This window comes from Nocardia mexicana NBRC 108244, from assembly GCF_001613165.1.
Lineage (GTDB): Bacteria > Actinomycetota > Actinomycetes > Mycobacteriales > Mycobacteriaceae > Nocardia > Nocardia mexicana.
The window spans coordinates 1-20,693 of the sequence record NZ_BDBV01000028.1 but is presented as its reverse complement, the minus strand read 5'-3'; the positions used below and the strand labels follow the sequence as shown (position 1 = coordinate 20,693).

General features: G+C 68.8%; 18 protein-coding genes. 11 read left to right on the top strand and 7 right to left on the bottom strand.

Features of this window, described 5'->3' with window-relative positions; all coding sequences use genetic code 11:
* Nucleotides 1-7: 7 nt before the first annotated feature.
* On the top strand, nucleotides 8-520 hold the full coding sequence (locus tag NM1_RS11915; RefSeq protein ID WP_068018252.1) for a WKL family lipoprotein: 513 nt from the start codon (nucleotides 8-10) through the stop codon (nucleotides 518-520).
* 153 nt (nucleotides 521-673) lie between these two features.
* On the top strand, nucleotides 674-3,952 hold the full coding sequence (locus NM1_RS11910; protein WP_068018323.1) for an arabinosyltransferase domain-containing protein: 3,279 nt from the start codon (nucleotides 674-676) through the stop codon (nucleotides 3,950-3,952).
* Nucleotides 3,953-3,962: 10 nt separating this feature from the next.
* Here NM1_RS11910 and NM1_RS11905 read toward each other — a convergent pair whose 3' ends face one another.
* The 3 genes from NM1_RS11905 to NM1_RS11895 all read right to left on the bottom strand — a co-directional run bounded on the left by NM1_RS11905 (nucleotide 3,963) and on the right by NM1_RS11895 (nucleotide 6,189).
* Nucleotides 3,963-4,421 carry a VOC family protein gene (locus NM1_RS11905; protein WP_068018249.1) on the bottom strand — a complete coding sequence of 153 codons (459 nt, stop codon included), beginning with the start codon at nucleotides 4,419-4,421 and terminating at the stop codon, nucleotides 3,963-3,965.
* A 95-nt stretch (nucleotides 4,422-4,516) separates the two neighbouring features.
* The gene (locus NM1_RS11900) at nucleotides 4,517-5,218 is read right to left on the bottom strand and encodes a sensor domain-containing protein (protein ID WP_114699601.1); all 702 of its coding nucleotides are present in this window, start codon (nucleotides 5,216-5,218) and stop codon (nucleotides 4,517-4,519) included.
* Nucleotides 5,215-6,189 carry a hypothetical protein gene (locus NM1_RS11895; RefSeq protein ID WP_425454311.1) on the bottom strand — a complete coding sequence of 325 codons (975 nt, stop codon included), beginning with the start codon at nucleotides 6,187-6,189 and terminating at the stop codon, nucleotides 5,215-5,217. The genes NM1_RS11900 and NM1_RS11895 overlap by 4 nt, the downstream gene beginning before the upstream one ends.
* 113 nt (nucleotides 6,190-6,302) lie before the next feature.
* Here NM1_RS11895 and lspA point away from each other — a divergent pair, with 113 nt between their 5' ends.
* From lspA to NM1_RS11880, 3 genes are read left to right on the top strand one after another with little or no spacing between them, the layout of a single operon-like run.
* Nucleotides 6,303-6,938 carry a signal peptidase II gene (lspA, locus tag NM1_RS11890; RefSeq protein WP_246011365.1) on the top strand — a complete coding sequence of 212 codons (636 nt, stop codon included), beginning with the start codon at nucleotides 6,303-6,305 and terminating at the stop codon, nucleotides 6,936-6,938.
* Entirely contained in the window at nucleotides 6,935-7,861 is a 927-nt protein-coding gene (locus NM1_RS11885) for an RluA family pseudouridine synthase (RefSeq protein ID WP_068018240.1), read from the top strand. The genes lspA and NM1_RS11885 overlap by 4 nt, the downstream gene beginning before the upstream one ends.
* Entirely contained in the window at nucleotides 7,854-8,552 is a 699-nt protein-coding gene (locus NM1_RS11880; RefSeq protein ID WP_068018239.1) for a hypothetical protein, read from the top strand. Before NM1_RS11885 ends, NM1_RS11880 begins: the two co-directional genes overlap by 8 nt.
* An 85-nt stretch (nucleotides 8,553-8,637) precedes the next feature.
* Here NM1_RS11880 and NM1_RS11875 read toward each other — a convergent pair whose 3' ends face one another.
* Nucleotides 8,638-9,156: a GNAT family N-acetyltransferase gene (locus tag NM1_RS11875; protein WP_246011364.1), complete on the bottom strand. Its 519-nt coding sequence runs from the start codon at nucleotides 9,154-9,156 to the stop codon at nucleotides 8,638-8,640.
* Nucleotides 9,157-9,169: 13 nt separating this feature from the next.
* On the opposite strand from NM1_RS11875, the gene NM1_RS11870 reads away from it, so the two are divergent.
* The 5 genes from NM1_RS11870 (at nucleotide 9,170) to NM1_RS11850 (ending at nucleotide 15,764) form a co-directional block, all read left to right on the top strand.
* Nucleotides 9,170-9,766 (top strand): helix-turn-helix domain-containing protein, encoded by a 597-nt coding sequence (locus NM1_RS11870; RefSeq protein ID WP_068018231.1) that lies wholly within the window; start codon nucleotides 9,170-9,172, stop codon nucleotides 9,764-9,766.
* 675 nt (nucleotides 9,767-10,441) lie between these two features.
* The gene (locus NM1_RS11865) at nucleotides 10,442-12,865 is read left to right on the top strand and encodes a cation-translocating P-type ATPase (RefSeq protein ID WP_068018228.1); all 2,424 of its coding nucleotides are present in this window, start codon (nucleotides 10,442-10,444) and stop codon (nucleotides 12,863-12,865) included.
* 183 nt (nucleotides 12,866-13,048) lie between these two features.
* Nucleotides 13,049-13,867, top strand: coding sequence for a PhzF family phenazine biosynthesis protein (locus NM1_RS11860; protein ID WP_068018226.1), 819 nt, complete (start codon nucleotides 13,049-13,051; stop codon nucleotides 13,865-13,867).
* A 293-nt stretch (nucleotides 13,868-14,160) separates the two neighbouring features.
* Entirely contained in the window at nucleotides 14,161-14,931 is a 771-nt protein-coding gene (locus NM1_RS11855; protein WP_068018223.1) for an SDR family oxidoreductase, read from the top strand.
* An 89-nt stretch (nucleotides 14,932-15,020) separates the two neighbouring features.
* Entirely contained in the window at nucleotides 15,021-15,764 is a 744-nt protein-coding gene (locus tag NM1_RS11850; RefSeq protein WP_068018221.1) for an SDR family oxidoreductase, read from the top strand.
* Nucleotides 15,765-16,057: 293 nt separating this feature from the next.
* Here NM1_RS11850 and NM1_RS11845 read toward each other — a convergent pair whose 3' ends face one another.
* Together NM1_RS11845 and NM1_RS11840 are read right to left on the bottom strand one after the other, a co-directional pair.
* Nucleotides 16,058-17,620, bottom strand: a complete 1,563-nt coding sequence (locus NM1_RS11845; RefSeq protein WP_246011363.1) for an MFS transporter — start codon at nucleotides 17,618-17,620, stop codon at nucleotides 16,058-16,060.
* Between the two features lie 77 nt (nucleotides 17,621-17,697).
* Nucleotides 17,698-18,804, bottom strand: coding sequence for an FAD-dependent monooxygenase (locus tag NM1_RS11840; protein ID WP_068018218.1), 1,107 nt, complete (start codon nucleotides 18,802-18,804; stop codon nucleotides 17,698-17,700).
* A gap of 141 nt (nucleotides 18,805-18,945) precedes the next feature.
* Here NM1_RS11840 and NM1_RS11835 point away from each other — a divergent pair, with 141 nt between their 5' ends.
* Complete coding sequence (locus tag NM1_RS11835; RefSeq protein WP_068018320.1) at nucleotides 18,946-19,554, top strand: TetR/AcrR family transcriptional regulator; 609 nt, start codon at nucleotides 18,946-18,948, stop codon at nucleotides 19,552-19,554.
* Nucleotides 19,555-19,605: 51 nt separating this feature from the next.
* On the opposite strand, the gene NM1_RS11830 is transcribed toward NM1_RS11835, so the two are convergent.
* Complete coding sequence (locus tag NM1_RS11830; protein WP_068018215.1) at nucleotides 19,606-20,502, bottom strand: LysR family transcriptional regulator; 897 nt, start codon at nucleotides 20,500-20,502, stop codon at nucleotides 19,606-19,608.
* Between the last annotated feature and the right edge of the window lie 191 nt (nucleotides 20,503-20,693).

Sequence of the window (20,693 nt, the reverse complement as noted above, 5' to 3'; positions counted from 1 at the left end):
ACGAGCATTGAAGCTTCAGAGGACAGGACGCATCGCAGTCGCCACCCTGGCGGTCGTGGCTGCGCTCGGCATGTCGGCCTGTGGCAGCGGTGACAAGAACGAGGGCTCGAAGCCGAAGAGCAGCACCAAGGCGGCCGCCACCTCGGCGGAGAACGTGCCGCCGGTGCCGACCGTCGCCGATCTGAACACCGAGCTGTCGCAGGCGCTGGATCCGAACGTGCCCGCGGACCAGAAGGTGCAGTACCTCGAGAACGGTCAGCAGGCCCTGCAGCAGGACCCTGACATGATCAAGAAGCTGACCGACGCGTACCAGCAGAACAACGCCAAGATCGAGGTGACGAACGTCACGTATCTGGGCGGCGACACGTTGACCGCGACGGCCAACTTCTCGGTCAACGGCGGCGCGCCGTCGGAGGCCAGCGTGCCGTTCGTGGCGCAGGACGGCAAGTGGGTCCTGCAGAAGAGCTGGGCTTGCGCCGGTATTCAGAACCTGGGCCAGAGCTCGCCCGCCTGCTCGTAGTTCCGTGCTGTGCGGGGCCGGAGCCCGGTCGGGCATCGGCCCCGTTCGCATGTCTGCGAACCGACGGGAAGTTAAGTGCAGGCTGAGAATCCTCCGGACGATTTATCCGGTCACGATTGCGTCACGCTACGATCGGCCCCCGTGACGGACACGATGGTCAGGGCGGACGAGGCGCCCGCAGCAGGCGAGGAACCGGGGGTCGCCCGGCCCGGACGCGGGCGATGGGCCAAGCCGGTGGCCATCGTCGCCGGATTACTCGCGACGCTGATGGCTCTCGCGGTGCCGTTGCTGCCGGTCAAGGTCGACAAGACCACTCTGTCGTGGCCGCAACAGGATTCGACGCGCAGCATCACCGCGCCGCTGGTGTCCTACGCGCCGCTGACCTTCGATGCCACCATCCCCGGGCGGGCGCTGGAACAGCTGGGCGAGCGCGGCGGCCTGGCCGCGGCGACCATGCCCGCCGATGCTCCCAACCTCGAGAAGTACGGATTCGTCGCCCGGGTGCGACCGGCGCAGGACGACAAGCCGGCCCGGCTCGAGGTGGTACTGCGCAGCCAATCGATGTTCAGTGTGCCGGTCGACGGCCTCGCCGACGCCACCCTCACCGTGCATTCCGATATGTCGTCGACGAAGGCGGAATTGACCGGTACCGGGGCGAAACCGGTGACCCTGTGGGGCGATTTCCGGCCGCAGCTGGTGGGCGTGTTCAGCGACCTGCCCAAGGCGGACGGGGCGTCGATCTCCGCGGAGGTGGACAGCCGCTTCTCGGTGGAGCCGACGCTGCTCAAGCGGGCGGCCACGGTGCTGGCGGTGGTGTTCACCCTGATCGCGCTCGCGGCGCTGTTCCGGCTGGACCGATTCGACGGTCGCCGGGTGCGGCGCCTGCTGCCGCAGCGCTGGTGGGTCTTCACCAAGGTCGACGCCATCGTGCTCGGCACGCTCGCGGTGTGGCATTTCATCGGCTCCACCACCTCCGACGACGGCTATCAGTTCGGCATGGCCCGCACCTCGCTGGTGTCGGGGTATATGGCCAACTACTTCCGATTCTTCGGCGTGCCCGAAAACCCGGTCGGCACACCGCCTTACGACATCATCGCGCATATGACCGAGATCAGTACGGCGAGTCCGTGGATCCGGTTGCCCACCCTGCTGGCGGGCGTGATCACCTGGCTGGCGCTGAGCCGGGAGGTGATCCCGCGGCTCGGCGTGGCGGTGCGCCACGACAAGGTGGCGATATGGACCGGTGCGCTGGGGTTCCTGGCGGTCTGGCTGCCCTATAACAACGGGTTGCGGCCGGAACCGGTGATCGCCGTCTGCGTGCTGCTCAGCTGGTGTTTCGTGGAGCGGTCGATCGCGACCCGGCGGCTGCTGCCGTACGCGATCGCGATTCTCGTCTCGGCGTTCAGCCTCACCGCGGCGCCGTCCGGGGTGATCTGTGTGGCGCCGCTGCTGGCGGGTGCGCGGTCGGTGGTGCGGTTCGCGATCCCGAGGGCGCGCGAGCTGGCCACGAATTACGGTGCCGGGCAGGGGAATTCGGAGAAACCGGTCTCGGAGTGGGCCTGGTTCAAGGCCTACGGCGCCCTGCTGGCGCCGCTCGCCGCGGCCGGGGCAGTGGTGCTGGTCTTCGCATTCGGCGTGCAGCCGCTCTCGGCGCTGTCGGAGATGAAGCGCGTGCACAACGCGGTCGGCCCCTCGGTCCCGTGGTTCGACGACTACCTGACCTACCAGTGGCTGTTCATGCCCAGCGCCGACGGTTCGATCGGGCGTCGGTTCGGCATCGTCGTGATGTGGCTCGGCCTGCTGGCGTGCGCGTTCCAGGCGCTGCGCAAGGGCGGCCGGATCCCGCTGGTCGCCGCCGGTCCCGCGAAGCGACTGCTGTGCATCACCTTCGGCGCCATGCTGCTGATGGCGACCGTCCCGACGAAGTTCACCCATCACAACGGCGTGTACGCCGGGCTCGCCGGTGCGGTCGCGGTCGTGACCGCGGTCGCGGTGGGGCCGCGGGTGATGCGCTCGCCGCGCAACCGCGCGCTGTTCGCGGCCATCGTGGCGATCGCGATGGCGCAGATCTTCACCAGCGTCAACGAGTGGTGGTACGTGTCCAGCTACGGGGTTCCGTGGTGGGACCGGGCGCCGACGATCGGCGGCGTCGGGGTGAGCAAGATCTTCCTGATCATCGCCGGGCTGTGCCTGGTGCTGGCCGCGTGGTGGCATATGCGCGCACCGGAACCCGGTACGCCGCACCGTATTTCGCCGCGCGCGTGGCGGCTGGCCAAGATCCCGCCGCTGACCGTGGCGGCGGCGCTGATCGTCGTGTTCATGGTGGTTTCGTTCGCCCAGGCCGCGGTCGCGCAGTACCCGGCGTTCTCGCTGGCGCGCTCGAATATCAACGCGGTCATGGGCCATCCGTGCGGGCTGGCCAACGACGTGCTGGTCGAATCGAATCCCAACGCCTCGATGCTGGCGCCGCTGTCCGGCGATCCGTTCACCACCTTCGCGGGCAGCAACCAGGGTTTCGTGCCCAACGGTGTCGGCGACCTCACCCCCGACGACGAGCCGGAGAACAGCAGCAGCAGTATCTCCAACGCCTTCAACGACAAGTCCGGCGGTACCACCGGCACCCAAACCGGCGGTGCGCCACTGCCGTTCGGGCTCGACACCGCCAGCACGCCGGAGCTCGGCACGGCGGGGCAGCAGGCGGCGTCCGAACTCACCACGGGCTGGTACCGGCTGCCCGATCCGGCCGACCGCAGCGGCATCATCGCGCTGACCGCGGCGGGGCGCTTCCGGGCGATCCACAAGGACGGCTCGGTATTCCCCGGGCAGCCGATCGAGATCGAGTACGGTACAACGGATTCGGCGACCGACGCCCGGCCGGAGGGGCGGGTGACGCCGATCGATATCGGACCCGCACCGTCGTGGCGGAACCTGCGGGTGCCGCTGGACCAGATTCCGGCCCAGGCCAACGTGATTCGCATCGTCGCCAGCGACAAGACGCTGGATCCCAAGCAGTGGATGGCGCTGACACCGCCCCGCATCCCGCACACCCAGACGCTCAACGACCTGATCGGGTCGAAGGATCCGGTGCTGCTGGATTGGGCGGTGGGACTGCAGTTCCCGTGTCAGCGCCCGTTCGATCACAAGGACGGCATCGCGCAGATTCCGGGCTGGCGCATCCTGCCCGACCGCGCGGCCGCCCACGACACCAACCTGTGGGAGAGTCACGACGGCGGCGGCCCGCTGGGCTGGAGCAAGGAACTGCTCCGCACCCAGACCCTGGCCACCTATCTGCGCGACGACTGGCGCCAGGACTGGGGCGAATTGCAGCGGCTGATCCCGCTCGACTCCGCGGCCGGGCTCGCGGTTCCGGAGGTCACCCAGGAGACGCACGGCGGCACGTGGAACCCGGGACCGATCAACACCGCCTGGTGACGGGGGCCGGTCAGCCCAGCTCGGACAGGCGGCGGTCCATCTCCTGCGGTGAGACGTCCTCGACGTGGCTGGCGACGGTCCACCGATGGCCCCACGGGTCCTCGAAGCTGCCGGTGCGGTCGCCGTAGAACTCGTCGGTCAGCGGCATCAGTTCCCGCGCGCCCGCGCCGAGGGCGGCGGCGAAGGTGGCGTCCACGTCCTCGACGTAGACGTGCAGGTTGACCGGGGTGCCGCCGACCGCCTTCGGATCCAGGAAGCCCAGCTGCGGCACGGCGTCGCCGAGCATCACCATCGAATCGCCGAACATCAGCTCGCAGTGCGCGACCCGGCCGTCGGGGCCGGGCATGCGCATGCGCTCGGTGGCGCCGAACACGCGTTTGTAGAAGTCGATCGCGGCCGCGGCGCCGTCGATGGCCAGGCCCGGGCAGACCACCGGGTAGCCCTCGGGAATGGGTGCGATATCGGACATCGGAATCCTCCGATCAGGGATCGAGAGCGGACATCTCGAACCCTAGGCGGCAGGCCTGCGAACAGGGCCGGAAATACGGAGTTGATCATGGGCGCTCAGGGCCCGAGGACACCCTGCAGGCGCTGCACCTGTTTGGCGGTGAGATCGCTCAGTGCGGCCGGATCGATCGGCTGCGGCGCCGTCTGGGCGACCTGCACCACGGTGCTGCCCACCAGGACCACCGCCGCCCCCGAGTACAGCGACATGCCCTGGCTGCTGGTGTGCAGCTGGAACGCGGTCGAGGAGTCGCCGAGCCGAGGCTGTTCCAGGCCGCCCACCCGGTAGTCGACCGCGACGCCGTCCGCATCGGTGCCGGAGTATCCGGTGCACCGGCGCAGCAGCTGCTGAACATTCGAAAAGGCCTGGGCGGCACCGTTTTCCGGATAGCTCGCGGCATCGATGTCGATACTGGAGAAGTCCGGCGTCGTATAGTTCACCGCCGCGCGGGCACTCGCGCCGGGGACCTGCTCGGCCACCGCGCCGAGCACCTTCGAGCACTGGGCCGGATCGGTGCGGGACCGGTCCGGGGCGGCGACGCCGTTGCCCGGCGAGCCGTCGTCGAGCCGGGTGTATCCGGGTGGCAGATCGGTCGTGCCGAGCATCTTCGCCTGCAGCGCCGCGGAATCGGTGACCGCCGGGGCCGTCACCGCCGAGGGGGTGACCGCCGCGCCGAGGCCGGGCAGCGAATCCTCCTGCTGCGAACCGCACCCGGCCGCGCACAGCGCCGCTCCCGCCAGCAGCGCGCCGGCTCGCCTCATTCGCCCCATTGCACCTGGGTGCTGATCTTCTGCCGCAGCAGCACGGCGCTGCGCGGGTCTCGGTAGGACTGCTTTCCGCCGACGGTCACCGAACCCGAGACCGGCAGCGGCAGCCCCAGATCGACGGTGACGGTGCCGGTGCCGTGCATCACGTAGTCGACGATATCGAGCGAGCCCGCGTTGTTGGGCAGCTGCCAGACATTGGATTTCGGGGTCTGGGTGACGTCCAGCGCGATGGTGAGCAGGTTGCCGTCGCGCTTGGTCAGCGTGGCGGTGGTGGTCTGATCCAGCGGCACCCCGCCGGACACCTGCTGGCGCACCGTCCACACCGCGCCCTCGCCGACGGGCTCGACGGGGAACGCCACCGACTGGTACACGGCCTGATAGAACGCCTGCTCCAGCGCCGCGCGCGCGGGGTCGGAGGTGGCGGGTTTGGGCGCCATCCGCAGCGCGGTGATCACGCCCATCTCGCTCATCTCGAAGCCGGCGTGCGAGCCGTCGGCCGTCAGCAACTGCTGGGCGAGCGCCGGGTCGGTGGAGCTGGCCGAGCCCAGGGTGAGGTCGACGCCGTCGCGGCCGGTGCGCGCGGTGAGCGGGATCGTGACCGCCGGGGGCGAGAAGTCGCGTGCCGCTTGGTCATCGATCTGCTGTTCGATGTGGTGGTCGGTGCGCAGTGTGACCTGCTGGGCGGTGTCGGTTTCGAAACCGGGCCGCAGGATCGAGCGCGGCTCGTCGCCGGGGTGGGCCACCGAGGTCACCGTCGCCGCGATGGGCACCGTGACCTCCTTGCCCAGTCCGGACGGCTCCACCTCGGCGTCGCTGCTGGAATCCGAGGCGTCGCTGCAGCCGACGCCGAGCGCCGACAACGCGACCGCGAGAACCACCAGCAACACGCCCGAGCGAGCGGAGCGGGCAGCCGATGCGGACCGCGCCTCGGATGCGGCGCGAGATGGAGAAGACAACACCGTCACGTCGAACAGGGTACGGCCGGATCCTGAAAATCAGCTGGGACGCGACCGGGTCGGACGGCGTCGGGGGCCGGTGTGCCCGGCGAGCGACGGGGCCGCTATCTGTATAGGGGATGATGTCTGCTGTGAGTACCGACCGGCCGCGCGAGCAGGACCCCGAAGATCACGACGAAACACCGCGGGACGTGACCCCGTCCGACGGCGCGTCGGCGGGCGATGCCGCGGCCGGGCCGCCGCGCCGCCTGCCCGCGCTCTTGGCGGTGGCCGCGGTGATCTTCGCTCTGGATCTCGGCACCAAGGTGCTGGTGGTGGCGAAAATGACACCGGGAGAACCGATTTCGATCATCGGCGAGGTGGTGCGGCTGACCCTGGTGCGCAATGCGGGCGCCGCGTTCTCCATGGCCACCGGCATGACGTGGCTGCTGACGCTGGTCGCCGCGGCCGTCGTCATCGGGGTGATCCGGATCGGCCGCTCGCTGCGGTCGCTGGGCTGGGCGATCGGGCTGGGCCTGGTGCTCGGCGGCGCCTTCGGCAACCTGGTCGACCGGTTGTTCCGCGCGCCCGGACCGCTGCAGGGGCATGTGGTGGACTTCATCTCCGTCACCAAGTGGTGGCCGGTGTTCAATGTCGCCGACTCCTCGATCGTGTGCGGCGCGATCCTGCTGGTCGTGCTGACGCTGTTCGGGTTCGAGCCGGACGGCACCCGGAACTCGGCCGACAAGGCCGCCTCGGCCGCGGGTGACCAGGCATGAGGGAAACGCGCGCCATGCCGGTGCCGGACGGCCTGGACGGACTGCGGGTGGACGCCGGGCTGGCGCGGCTGCTCGGTCTGTCGCGCACCGCCGTCGCCTCGCTGGCCGAGGACGGGTCGGTGCAGATCGACGGCACACCGGCGGGCAAATCGGATCGACTGGTCGCGGGTTCCTGGCTGGAGGTCGAGTTCCCGGAGCCGAAGCGGGAGCTGACGGTGGAGGTGACGCCGGTGGAGGGGATGAAGATCCTCTACGCCGACGACGACATCGTGGCCGTCGACAAGCCGGTCGGGGTGGCCGCGCATACGGGCGTGGGCTGGTCGGGGCCGACCGTGGTGGGCGGGCTGGCCGCGATGGGCTATCGGATCTCGACCTCGGGCGCGCACGAGCGGCAGGGCATCGTGCACCGGTTGGATGTCGGCACCTCCGGCGTGATGGTGGTGGCGCAGTCCGAGCACGCCTACACCGTGCTCAAGCGCGCGTTCAAGCAGCGGACGGTCGACAAGCGGTATCACGCTCTGGTGCAAGGGCATCCGGATCCCTCCAGCGGCACCATCGACGCGCCGATCGGGCGGGCGCGCGGTAACGAGTGGAAGTTCGCGGTGACCGCGGACGGCCGCCCCAGCGTCACCCACTACGACACCGTGGAGGCGTTCCAGGCGGCGAGCCTGCTCGACATTCACCTGGAAACCGGTCGCACCCACCAGATCCGGGTGCATTTCTCCGCGATCCGGCATCCCTGCTGCGGTGACCTCACCTACGGCGCGGATCCGCGGCTGGCCGAGCGGCTCGGGCTGGAGCGACAGTGGCTGCACGCGCGCTCGCTGGGCTTCGCCCATCCCGCCGACGGCCGATGGCTCGAGATCACCAGCGAGTACCCGGCGGATCTGGAGCACGCGCTCGACGTCCTGCGCAATGCGTGACCGGCTGCGGGCATTCGGAATCGCCGGTGCCGCAGTCGTTGTCGTCGTCGTGGTCGTGGTGCTCGGCTGGGCGATCCCGCCGCGTCCGGCGGTCGTGACCACCGACCGGCTGGGGCCGGAGTCGGGGGAGCCGGTCGCCGAGTACTTGACTCGTGCACGGGATTCTCTGGGCGGCAACGGTTCCGGCTCGCTCGGTGGTGCCGATACCGGCGAGCGCTGGGCGCTGGTGTCGTTCGGGTCCGGTGTCGCTGCCGCGCAACTTCCGGAACACGCTGCGGGCCTGCGGATCTCACAGGTGTTGTACCACGTGCCGATCGATCGGGTGTTCACCCCGGTGATAACCGTGCCGGTGGCAGCGGGGGATGCTGCCGCTATCGCCTCCGGTCGTGCGGCAGCGGGTGCGATGGCGTACGTCGCGACGGATCCGGCGCATTCGGCCGAGGACCGCGTCGCCCGGACCGCCGCTGTCGTAGCCGCCCGACTGCAGGCCGAATGCCCCTGCGCCGTCGGCATGGTCGTGCGAGGACCCCTCGATCGACTACGAGAGATGTCCTCGCGCAACGATATTCGTGCCGTCGAGGCACTACCCCCCGACGCCGCCGCGGGTGCCTTCGCAGTCGTGCCACTCCTGCCCGAACAGGTCGAAGCCGCAACCTCCGGACCGGACGACGGGCCAGTCCCGGATCGCTAGTCGCGCACCCCTTGCATGTTCGCGCACCCCCTGCGAGGCCCTGCAAGGGGTGCGCGAACATGCAAAGGGTGCGCGAAGAGTCGGGTCAGAGGCTGAGTTGCATGAGGTGGGTGTCGATCCAGCGGTCGTGTTTGTAGCCGACTCGGCGGAGGTGGCCGGAGTCGGCGAAGCCTCGGCTGCGGTGCAGGGCGGGGGAGGAGGGGTTGCCGGTGTCGGCGATGACGGCGATGACCTCGCGCAGGTCGCGGGTGCGGCATGCTTCCAGCAATTCGTCCAGGAGTCTTCCGCCGAGGCCGCGGCCGAGGGCCCACGGGGCGAGGTAGATCGAATTCTCCACGGTCTGCCGGTAGGCCGGTCGGGTTTTCCACGGTGCGCAGTAGGCGTATCCGGCGACGCGATCGTCCTCCTCGGCGACCAGGAACGGCAGTCCGGCGGCGGTGATCGCGGTGAAGCGGTGCCGCCATTCGGCGAGGTCGGGGGCCTGCAGTTCGAAGGTGGCCACGGTCTCGGTGACGTAGTGCGCGTAGATCTCGGTGACCGCGGGCAGGTCGGCCTCGGTCCCGGCGCGCACCGCCCGCGTTTTCGCTATAGGAGAATCAGTCACTACTATAGTGTAGATGGACCTCGTCTTACTCGGCCAGCGCATCCAGCGGCTGCGCCACGACCGCGGGCTCACGCTGCAGGCCCTCGCGGAGCTGTCGTCGGTGAGCGTGAGCATGCTGTCGGCCGTGGAGCGCGGAGACAAGGCGCCGACCGTGGTCGTACTGGACCGCGTGGCCGCCGGTCTCGGAATTCGGCTGTCCGCCTTGGTATCCGAGCCGGACGGTGAGCGGGTCATCGTCCGCCGCGCCGGCGAACAGGATGTGATCGACGAATCGGGGTGGGAGCGGACGATCCTCACGCCGGTGGTGCCGGGGGTGAACTTCGAGTGGATCCGCTCCACCCTGCCGCCGGGTTGCGTCCCCGGCGAATATCCCTCCTACGCACCGGGTTCGCATGAGTTCATCTACGTCGAATCGGGGACGGTGACGCTCACGATCGACGGTGACCAGGTGGTCGAGTTGGGCGCGGGCGATTCCATCTACCTCGCCGCCGACAGCACCCTCCACTACGCCAACCACACCGACCGTTCCTGTACGTATTACGTGGCGGCTTTGATCATGCGCTCCCGGAGCCCCGCCCTCTCCGCTAGCGCGAAGAGGGCGGGGAAATGAGGAGCCCAGCCCCGATCTGAGATTCCGGCCAATACAAACCCCTGGCCTGTGCATACCTACCCTTTGTGTCCCGGCCTGTGTGTGCTTTTGGTGTCTCGGTCTGTGGGTGTTTCTGTGCCCGGGCCTGTGCGTGCTTATGCTTTTGTGCTCCGGCTTGTGCGTGCTTTTCGTGCCTTGGTCTGTGGGTGTTTGGTGCTCGGCCGATACATACCGACCCTTCGTGCTCCGGCCTGTGCGTGGTCTTCGCGTCTTGGTGTGTGCGTGTACTTCCTGCCTCGGCCTGTGCAAATCCTTCATGCCCCGGCCCATCCTTCGTATCCCGGCACGCCTTCATGCCCCGGCACGCCTTCATGCCCCGGCACGCCTTTATGTTCCGGCACGCCTTTATGTCCCGGTGTGCCTTCATGTCCCGGTGTGCCTTCATGTTCCGGCACGTCCTTCAAGTCTCGGTACATCCTTCATTCCCGGCGCGTACATGTCTTTCATTCCCGGCACGTGCACATCCCTTATTTCCCGCCCGGCACGTGCATATCCCTTATTTTCCGGCACGCGCATATCCCTTATTTCCCGGCACGTGTATGTCCCTTATTTCCCGGCATGCTCTGTGGCCGGGATCAGTGCCGGGTGTGGACGCGCCTCGGGGCCGTGGCGGGCGGGACGTTCTAGGCTGTCGGCATGTCGATCACCGAGCAGGCGGCGCGCGCCCCGGGACTGTCCGCGGCCGAGGTCGAGCAGCGCGTCCGCGACGGGCAGACCAATGATGTGCCGGATCGGGCGAGCCGGTCGGTCGCCGACATCGTGCGGGCCAACGTGTTCACCCGGATCAACGCGATCCTGGGTGTGCTGTTCATCCTGGTGCTGGCCACCGGGTCGATCATCGACGGGATGTTCGGCCTGCTGATCGTCGCCAACAGCGTCGTCGGCATCGTGCAGGAGGTGCGGGCCAAACAGACGCTGGACAAGCTGGCGATCGTCGGGCAGGCCAAGCCGATGGTGCGCCGCGCCGGGCGCTCGGAGGAGGTCGGGCCCAAGGACGTCGTCCTCGACGACCTGATCGAACTCGGCCCCGGCGACCAGATCGTCGTCGACGGCGAGGTGGTGGAGTCCGAACTGCTCGAGGTCGACGAGTCGCTGCTCACCGGCGAGGCCGACCCGATCGACAAAGGCGTTGGCGCGCAGGTGATGTCGGGCAGCTACGTGGTCTCCGGCTCGGGCGCCTACCGGGCCACCAAGGTGGGCCGCGACGCCTACGCCGCCAAGCTCGCGGACGAGGCCAGCAAGTTCACCCTGGTCAACTCGGAGCTGCGCAACGGCATCAACACCATCCTGAAGGTGATCACCTACCTGCTGATCCCGGCGGGTCTGGTCACCATCTACAACCAGCTGTTCTCCAGTCACGAGTCGTGGCGCAGCGCGCTCAACGGCATGGTGGCGGCGCTGGTGCCGATGGTGCCGGAGGGCCTGGTGCTCATGACGTCCATCGCGTTCGCGGTCGGCGTGGTGCGGCTGGGTCAGCGCAAGTGCCTGGTCCAGGAACTGCCCGCGATCGAGGGCCTGGCGCGCGTGGACGTGGTGTGTGCCGACAAGACCGGCACCCTCACCGAGAACGGCATGCGGCTGTCGGAACTGCGCACGGTGGGCGACACCTCGGAGGAGCGGCTGCGAGAGGTGCTGGCGGCCATGGCCTCCGACGATCCGCGCCCGAACGCCAGCGTGGCGGCGATCGGCGAGGCGCTGCCGGATACGCCCGGCTGGCAGCCGACGGCGGTGGCGCCGTTCTCCTCGGCGAAGAAGTGGAGCGGATTCTCCTACGGAGACAACGGCAACTGGCTGCTCGGCGCGCCCGACGTGCTGCTCGACCCGGCGTCCGAGGCGGCCGTCGCGGCGCAGGAGGTCGGGGCGCAGGGTCTGCGGGTGCTGCTGCTGGCCACCAGCGACCGCCCGGTCGACGCCCCCGATGCGCCCGGCACGGTCACCCCGCAGGCGCTGGTGGTGCTGGAGCAGAAGGTACGCCCCGACGCGCGGCCGACGCTCGAATACTTTGATAGCCAAGATGTTTCGATCAAGGTGATCTCCGGCGACAATGCCGTGTCGGTCGGCGCGGTGGCCTCGTCGCTCGGGCTGCCCGGCGGCAATCACGCCGTCGACGCCCGCACCCTGCCGACCGAGCGCGACGAGCTCGCCGACGTGCTCGACCACGAGACCACCTTCGGCCGGGTGCGGCCGGATCAGAAGCGCGCCATGGTGGGTGCGCTGCAGTCGCGCGGCCACACCGTCGCCATGACCGGCGACGGCGTCAACGACGTGCTCGCGCTGAAGGACGCCGATATCGGCGTGGCGATGGGCGCGGGCAGCCCGGCCACCCGCGCGGTGGCGCAGATCGTGTTGCTGGACAACAAGTTCGCCACCCTGCCCTATGTGGTGGGCGAGGGCCGCCGGGTGATCGGCAATATCGAGCGGGTCTCGAATCTGTTCCTCACCAAGACCGTGTATTCGGTGCTGCTGGCGTTCCTGGTCGGCGTGGCGGGCATCGGCTCGCAGCTGTTCGACTACGAGCCCGTGCCGTATCCGTTCCTGCCGCGGCACGTGACGATCGCGGCCTGGTTCACCATCGGCATCCCCGCCTTCATCCTGTCGCTGGCGCCCAACAACGAAAGGGCGCGAACGGGTTTCGTACCGCGAGTACTGCGGCTGGCGATCCCGTCCGGCGCCGTGATCGGCGTGATGACGTTCATCGCCTACCTGATCGCCTACCAGGGCCCGCAGCAGAGCGACGTGCAGAAGGTGCAGGCGGGCACGACGGCGCTGATCACGCTGCTGATCATCGCGGTGTGGGTGCTGGCCATCGTGGCCCGGCCGTGGAACTGGTGGAAGATCGTGCTCATCGGCGGCTCGGTGCTCGGCTACCTGATCCTGTTCACCATCCCGTTCACGCGGGAGTTCTTCCGGCTCGACCCGTCCAACGCGGCCCTGACCACGACCGCGTTCGTGCTGGGCGCCATCGGGATCGTGCTGGTGGAGGTGGCCTGGTGGGCGAGCGCCTCGATGGCGGGCGAGAAGCGGCACCTGATGCCCGATTCTCCGGGAGAGAATGCCTGACGCGAGCCTGAGACGCGGCACCTGATGCCCACGGTGCCCGATGGGGCGAGAATGCCTGACACCGGTCCGGCGAAAGCGGCTGACTACAGCGGTTTTTCGGGCGGCTAACTGGTCGCATGCTATGGCGCGCCGTGAACGGTGTTGTCCCGCGTGTCTATTGGGAACACGGGTACCTTCGGCAGTATGGAGGTCCTGCTGCATCAGATCGATGCATTCGCCGACGCGCCGTTCACGGGCAACCCGGCGGCGGTGATGCCGCTGCTCGAGTGGCTGCCCGACGAGCTGCTGCAGCAACTGGCCGAGGAGAACAATCTCGCCGAAACCGCCTTCTACGTATCGGAGTTGCCGCCGGAGGCGGGGGCGGCGCCGGGCGAGGGCCCGGCCTTTCACCTGCGTTGGTTCACGCCCGCGGTGGAGGTCGACATGTGCGGGCATGCGACGCTGGCGTCGGCCGCGCAGATCCTCGACGATATGCATCCCGGTAGCGACCGCGTGCATTTCTTCACCCGCAGCGGCTGGCTGACCGTCGACCGCACCGACGCCGACGAACTCGTGCTCGACCTCCCCGCCGTCGCCTCCCTGGACGTGGTGGCCGACCCGGACCTGGTGGACGCGCTGGGCGTGCGCCCGCTGCGCACCCTGACCGGCCAGGACGAGGTGATCATCGTCGCCTCCGAGCGGGAGGTCCGCACGGCCCGGCCGAACCTGTCGGCCTTCCCGAAGCTGGCCCGCGGCGTCATCCTGACCGCGCCCGGCGACACCGCCGACTTCGTCTCCCGCTTCTTCGCCCCCGGCGTCGGCATCCCGGAGGATCCGGTCACCGGTTCGGCACACGCCCAGCTGACCCCGATCTGGAGCACCGATTTCGGCCGCGCCGACCTGACCGCCCATCAACTGTCCGCCCGCGGCGGCCGCCTCCGCTGCACCCTCGCCGCAGACCGCGTCCTCCTCACCGGCCGCTGCCACCGTTACCTGGACGGCGTTGTGCGCCTACCGGATTGACCGGGCCTGGCGCCTATCAGGACTTCCAGGGTGACTGGTGCTACGAGATGCCCGTCCGGGCCGAGGGCAGTGTTTGTCGAGCGTAGCGGGTTCGTTCGAGGCCGCCTGGTGGCTGATCGGACGACATAGGGACTTCCTATAGGGTCTGCTGTTATTTCGTCTTTGCCTCCCACTGTTTTCCGGGCATACCGTGAAATGGCTTGACGGGGTGCGTCGCGATTTCTACGAATTCGTGCTTTGCGCACAACGATTCCTTTCCGTCGAGTGGCACGCAATCGAAAGGGAACGGTGGCATGACCACGCTCGGAAACGGTTCGGGACAGCGGGAGCTCGCGGGAAAGCGGGCATTGGTGACGGGTGGCTCGCGCGGTATCGGAGCCGCCATTGTGCGCCAACTCCTGGAAGCGGGTGCCGAGGTGCTCACGACCGCCAGGTCGGCGGCGAGCACGGTGCCGGAAGGGGCCGCGTTCGTGGCGGCCGATGTGCAGACACGGTCCGGTGCGGAGGCGCTCGCCGCGGCCGTGCGGGAGGTGCTCGGCGGGGTGGACATCCTGGTGCACAACGCGGGCGGGGCGGGACCGCACAAGGGTGCCCTGGCCATTCCCGACGAGGAGTGGCAGAACGCGCTGAACCTGAATTTCCTGTCGTCGGTGCGCCTGGACGCGCTGCTGGCGCCGGGGATGCGGGAGCGGCGGTCGGGGATGATCGTGCACATCGGCTCGGCCGCGACCCCCACCGTGGCGCCGCCGTTCCTGCACTACACGGCGGCGAAGGCGGCATTGGAGAACTACAGCCGGGGCCTGGCCGCCGAACTGGCCCCGTTCGGAATCCGGGTCAACACCGTGTCTCCCGGCCGAACCGCCACCCCCGGCGGCGAGGCGACACGGGAGCAGTGGGCTCGCATCAACGAGGGTCCGGGCCAGGACAACACCGCCCCGCCGCTGGGCCGGGACGGGCGGCCCGACGATATTGCCGACGCGGTGCTGTTCCTCGTTTCGGGCAGGGCGAGTTGGCTGACCGGGAGCAGTCTCGTCGTGGACGGCGGCGAATTCCCCAGGGGCTGACAGTAATCCGGAGTGTCAGATCGGCGGAACCGGTTTTGCCAAATTGCGCGGTGCCGCGTAATCGAATTTCGAGAGAAGGAACGAAGGGCATGAGTGCCTACAGCGACAAGAACGTAGTGATCACAGGTGGCGGTAGCGGTATAGGTTTGGCGATGGCGGAGCTGCTGGTGGACGGCGGGGCGCGCGTGGTGATCACCGGTCGTTCCCAGCCGACGCTCGACACGGCGCGAAAGCGGCTCGGCGAGAACGTGATCGCGGTCAGAGGCGATGTGGCCCAACTGTCCGACCTGGATGTCCTGGCCGACCGGGTGAAGGGCGAGTTCGGCACGGTCGACGCCCTGTTCGTCAACGCGGGCATCACCCGCACCATGCCCTTCGAATCGACGACCGAACAGTTCTACGACGACCTGTTCGCGACCAACGTCAAGGGCGCCTACTTCACTGTGCAGAAGCTCGCCCCGCTGCTGAGCGCGGGCGCCGGGGTCGTCCTCACCACCTCGATCGCGAACGTCATGGGCCTGGAGGAGGCCGGTGTCTACGCGGCAGGCAAGGCGGCGTTGCGCTCGATGGCCCGCAGCCTCTCCCGTGAGCTCCTCCCGCGCGGTATCCGGGTGAACGCGATCAGCCCGGGGCCGGTCGACACGGGCACACTCGAGAAGACGATGACCGCAGAGGCCGCCGAGCAATTCAAGGCACAGCGGGTAGCGGCAAACCCCATGCGCCGCTTCGGAACTCCCGACGAAATAGCCAGAGCAGCAGCCTTCCTGGCCTTCGACGCCACCTACACGACCGGCACCGAACTCGCCGTGGACGGAGGCGCCAGCCAGCTCTGACCCCGGCCAAAAGTGTGCCGGGGATGTGAGGGTGGTGCGTGCCGGGGATGTGAGGGTGGTGCGTGCCGGGGATATGAGGGTGGTGCGTGCCGGGGATATGAGGGTGGGCATGTCGGGGATGTGAGGGTGGGCATGTCGGGAAATACGGTGGTGGTGCGTGCTGATCGGAATGGAGTACCGTTGCCGCGCTACGAGGGGATTCCGATGCGTTGGTACTTTCCCCTTCATCGTTCCGGTGCGTCGGCATTGCCTCCATGAGCATTCCGGCGTGGAGGCATCGCCTCCATCATTATTTACGGCGTGGACGTATCGCCTCCATTATTTCCGGCGCGCTCTTGGCCGGAATCCACCGTGGCGAGTTGTGGATCCCGGCCAAGAGCCTGCCGGGAATGTGGCGGTGGAGCAGGTGCCGTTGAAGTGCTGGGCGTACCAGATTTGTTGCGCGCCAGCATGATCGCGGGGATCGAGGCGAGGATGAACAGCACTCCCGCCATTGCGACGTAGAGGTATACGCCGGTTGCCGTACTTACCGGGGCGCCGTCGGCGAAGGTGCCGGGAATGCTGGTGGCCTTGAGGATCTCGCCACCGGCGAAGTTGAAGACGACGGAGCCGAGGGCGAGAACCACCGACACCAGGCCGGCGGTTGTGCCTTGTCGCCGGGGTGTTTCGAGGTTGGTCGCCAGGTTGTATCCGGAGGCGCCGATCGCACCGGCGGCCACGCCGACCAGGGCGCCGCAGGCGATCGCCAGTGGAAGCACGGATACGCCCGCCAGCATCGCGAAGGTCGCCACCGCCCCGACGGCGATCCCGCCGAGCAGCGGCAGCGCGGGACCGAAGCGCCCCGCGATCCATCCCGCACAGGTACCGCCGACAACGATGCCGACATTGGGTGCGGCGAGCAGCACCGCGACCGCCTCCCCGTGTCCCAGCCCGTAACCGAGCCCCAGGTCAGACGGCACCTGGGCAATGATGCCGGTCAGCTGCAGCATGCTCCGGAAGGAGCCCGCCGCCAGCACCAGAGCCAGCAGTGTCAGCAGAATCGGGCGGCCGAGGACCCTGATGTCGATGATGGGTTCATCGACCCGCAGCGCGCGGAACACCCACCCGGCCAGCGCAGCGGCACCGCCGACCAGCACCGCGATCATGCCCCCCGACAGCCACCCGAAATCCCTCCCGAGACTGACGTAGGCGAGCACCGCACCGAGGCCGCCGCCGAGCAGCAGCGCCCCGCCGACATCGATCCGGCCGGTGCTGCGAATCGGCGACTCCGGGATGAACGAACGCACACAGAGCGCGGCCACCGCAGCGAGCAACGCCGCCACGACGAACACACTCCGATAACCGAACACGTCGATGACCGGCTGCATCAGGAACGGCTCGATGATCCCGACGAGCGACGACCCGGACGTCACCAACCCGACCACCGCCATCGCCACCCCCGGGCTGCAAATCTGCCGCGCGAGAACCACAGTGAGGAACACCGCGGCGAAGGCAGCTCCCTGCAGAAAGCGCCCCACCACGAAAATCCAGACATTGGGCGCGGCAAGGCAGATCAGCGCTCCCGCACAGGCGAGAAGCAGTGTGCCGACGAGTATCCGGCGCTTGCCGAAGATATCGGAACTCTTCGCGAGCAGCGGCGACCAGATCGCCCCGGCCAGCATCGCGCTGGCGTTCAGCCACGCCGCCTGGTCGGTATCGAAATGCTCCAGCAACTGCGGCAGCACCATCATGGGCGAGCCGATCACCACATCGGCCAGGACATTGGCGAGGGTGAGCACGGCCGCCCACAGAATGAGCCGCCTACTCCAATGGTGCTCTCGGACAACGGAATCGGTGTTTTTCAGTATGTCTTTCACTACGCATTCTCTCCAGCGCATCAAGGGTGAGGTTCCGGCGAAACGGCACATCCGGTAGGTGGCGCGCGGCCGACGGTTCAGGCCGCGCCGGTGTCCGTGGCCTGCAGCGCCTTGTTACGTGCGGCAATGGCCTCCCATGTGGTCGGCAGCATGCGGTCGCGGCCGCCGTAGACCCGGCTCTGGGCGAAGGTGACGTAGGGGCGTTGCCGCCCTTCGTATTCCGCGAAGGCGGCGGGGAGATCATCGCCGCACCGTTCGAGTTCCTCGGCGAGAAAGCGGGCGCCGGTGAGCGCGAGCGAGGTGCCGCGGCCGGACAGGAAGGCCGGGCTGTACCCGGCATCCCCGACGAGGACGACCCGCCCGCGATGCCAGGAGGGCATCTGGATCTGGCTCGCGGAGGTGAAGTAGAAACCGGGATCGGCACGCGCCGCATCGAGCAACTCCGGAATCCGCCACGACCGATAGCCCGCGAACGCGTCGATGAGGATCTTCTTCTGAGCGTCCGGATCGCGGTTGTCGTAATCGATCTCGTCCGAGCGGAACTGGAAGACCGCAACGGCCTTGCCCCCGTACCGGAACAGTCCCGCCATGCGACCGGGGACGTTGTAGATCGAGTTGGCTCCCACGGATCGTGCCTCGCCGGGCAGATCGGCGAGCGCGAAGTACACACCGAGGTGCCGGAGATAGTCCGCCGTAGGCCCGAACACGAGTCCGCGCACCGCGGAGTACTGCCCGTCGGCACCGACCACCAGATCGTACCGCCCGGTGCGGCCCGAGGCGAAACGCACGCCGCCGTCGTCGGTCAGTGCCTCGATCGACTCGCCGAAGCGGATCGCCGCGGTCTCCGGGAGCGCATCGGCGAGGATGCGCACGAGATCCTCGCGGAGGATCTCGATGTCGTCGTCGGAGTCGTTGACCTCCGCCAGCGGGATCCGGGCCACCGGCTCGCCCGCACTATCGACGAAATGGGTGAGCTCGGACATCCGGACCCGGTGCTTTCGGATCCGCGCGAGCAGCCCCATCCCGTCGACGGCCTCGATCGCGTCACCGCGGATATCGATGGGTGTGCCGGTGAGCCGGAGTTGCCGCGCGTACTCGACGACGGTGACGTCGTGGCCGCGCCCGCCGAGCTCGAGCGCGCAGGCGAGCCCGGCGATACCGGCTCCGGAGACAAGAATCTTCACGTGGATGCTTCCGATCGAATGCCCTACTAAAAGAGAAAATCTGTTGCTTTAACGAAAGCGTACTGGCGCCCGGCGTGCACCGCAACGACGCGGCTGCGCGACAATCGGCACCCGAGCAGAGAACAGGAGGTGGGCGCGGCGATGGCCGACGAGTCCGCTGACCGGCCGCCCGCACGGCGCCCCGGCGGCCGCAACGCGCGGGTGCGCGCGCAGATCCTCGCCGCGACCGCCGAACTCGTGGCGCGCGACGGCATCGCGGGCTTCCGCTACGAGGAAGTCGCCGAGCTCGCGGGCGTGAACAAGACCAGCGTCTACCGCAACTGGCCCGACCGCGAGGAACTGGTGGTCGAGGCCGTGCTGCGCTATGCCGAAGATCTCGCCTCGGTCGCCGATACCGGCGATATCCGCCGGGATCTGGTGGACTACCTGGTGGCCCTCGCCGGCGGCCTGGAAACGCCGTTCGGCCTCACGCTCGAACAGGCCGTCCAGCCCGCGCGCCAGAGCCCCACCGTCCGACAGGCCCTGGTCAGAATCCTCGATCAGCGCCAGGCCGCCCTGCGACGCCGGGTCGACGCCGCCGTCGATCGGGGCGAGCTGCCCCCGGTCGACAGCACCTTCCTCGGCGAAATGATCTCGGGCCCAGCGCGTCTCATCGTCAACCGCGGCACGCGCCCGTTCACCCGCGCGGACGCGGACCGCATAGTCGGCGTGGTACTCGCGGGCATCCGCGCCACGGCGCAGAACGCCTGAGGGACCATCCGCTCAATAACGTTGTCGCGGAATACTTTTCGAGCGGAGCGTTCAGGAGGCCTGCGCGAAAGGGGCTGTCCCGGACCAGGATTCCTGCCGCAGGAGTTCGAGCAGGGCGGTCTCCGCCGGTCCCGGATCCTGCCGGACCACCGCGATGACGGGCTGCGACACGGCCGGGAGCACCGGCCGAACGAGATGCTCGTGACCATGGGGAACCGCGGACGCCGGGACCAGCGTCACCCCCAGCCCCTGGGCGGCCCAGCGCACGGCCGTCGCCGTCTGGGATACCCGGGCGGCGGTGGCCGGCGCCAGCTCGTTGTTCCGCAGCACCTCCAGCAGTACGGCGTCGAGCGCGCTGTCGCGGTCGAACCGCACCCACGGCTCACCCGCCAGATCGCGCAGCTCCACGCGGTCCGCGGCGAGCAGCCGATGCCCGGCGCCCAGCACCACGACGAACTCCTCGCCGCCGAGGCGGTGGGCGTTGCTGGGGGATCGCTCGCACGCCGCCATCAGGGTGAGATCCAGCACGCCCTGGCGGCACAGACGATCCAGCTCCGCGGAGCTCGGCTCCTCGAAGACGGTGACCTCCAGCCGCGGGAAACGACGGCGCAGCGCACCCAGCGCGCCCGGCAACTGCCGCGTGCCGAAGCCCAGCTGCGCCGCGACCACCAGCTCGCCCACGAGGTCGTCGGCGCCGGCCCGCGCCGTCGCCCGCGCCCGCCGCGACGCGCTCACCGCGACCTCCGCCTCCCGCAGGAACGCCCGGCCGACCACGGTGGGCACCAGCCCGCTCGGCGTGCGGGCGAACAGCTTCACGCCGAGCTCCCGCTCCAGGCTGCGGATCTGCTGGGACAGCGACGGCTGAGCCACGTGCAGCAGCTCCGCCGCCGCCGTCACCGAGCCCGCCTCGGCGACGGCCAGCGCGTATTCGTACTGCCGAAGGCTCATCGGATCCCATCCCTTCCGGGTGGGCCGCGGTCCACCTCGTTGCACTCGGTTTTCATAATAAGTGGGCGTCTTTCGAATGCCTGCTCGGCAGGACGAGCCGCCACCCGCTGGTCCCTCGCATTCCTGCCTTGTGGCGGTGGTCCTGGCGTTCGTGCCTTGTGGCGGTGGTCCTTGCGTTCGTGCCTTGTGGT